This window comes from Pseudomonas sp. UBA6276, from assembly GCF_002438365.1.
Lineage (GTDB): Bacteria > Pseudomonadota > Gammaproteobacteria > Pseudomonadales > Pseudomonadaceae > Aquipseudomonas > Aquipseudomonas coleopterorum.
Genome location: NZ_DJUS01000128.1, coordinates 3,941 through 4,938, shown reverse-complemented (window position 1 = coordinate 4,938; position 998 = coordinate 3,941). Strand labels below are relative to the sequence as shown.

At 61.1% G+C, this 998-nt stretch carries 1 pseudogene; it reads left to right on the top strand.

The features are described 5' to 3' along the window. Positions 1-998, top strand: a pseudogene (locus B2V21_RS14710) (ATP-binding cassette domain-containing protein); the annotation flags it as partial.

Sequence of the window (998 nt, the reverse complement as noted above, 5' to 3'; positions counted from 1 at the left end):
CCGACCAACCACCTGGACATCAACACCATTCGCTGGCTGGAAAACATCCTCACGGCGCGTAACAGCACCATGATCATCATTTCCCACGACCGCCACTTCCTCAACAGCGTCTGCACCCACATGGCCGACCTGGATTATGGCGAGCTGCGTCTATTCCCAGGCAACTACGACGAGTACATGACCGCAGCGACCCAATCACGCGAGCAGCTGCTGTCGGACAACGCCAAGAAGAAAGCCCAGATCGCCGAACTGCAAACCTTCGTTTCGCGCTTCTCGGCCAACGCTTCCAAAGCCAAGCAGGCGACGTCGCGGGCCAAGCAGATCGACAAGATCCAGCTGGCCGAGGTCAAGCCTTCGAGCCGTGTCAGCCCGTTCATCCGCTTCGAGCAGAACAAGAAGCTGCACCGCCAGGCGGTCACCGTCGAGCGCATGTCCAAGGGCTTCGACGGCAAGCCGTTGTTCGAGAACTTCAGTTTCGTGGTCGAGGCTGGCGAGCGTGTGGCGATCATCGGCCCGAACGGGATCGGCAAGACCACCCTGTTGCGTACCCTGGTCGGCGAACTGACCCCGGACGCGGGCGCGGTGAAGTGGACCGAGAGCGCGGAGCTTGGCTATTACGCCCAGGACCACGCGCACGATTTCGAAGACGACATGAACCTGTTCGACTGGATGGGCCAGTGGACNNGGCCGCATGCTGTTCTCCAACGACGAGATTCTCAAGTCGGTGAAGGTGATTTCCGGTGGTGAGCAGGGGCGCATGCTGTTCGGCAAGCTGACCTTGCAGAAGCCCAACGTGCTGATCATGGACGAGCCGACCAACCACTTGGACATGGAGTCGATCGAGGCGCTGAACCTGGCGCTGGAGAACTACCCTGGCACGCTGGTATTCGTCAGCCACGACCGCGAGTTCGTCTCCTCCCTGGCCACCCGGATCATCGAGCTGAGCGCCAGCGGCGTGGTCGACTTCAGCGGCACGTACGACGACTACCTGCGCAGCC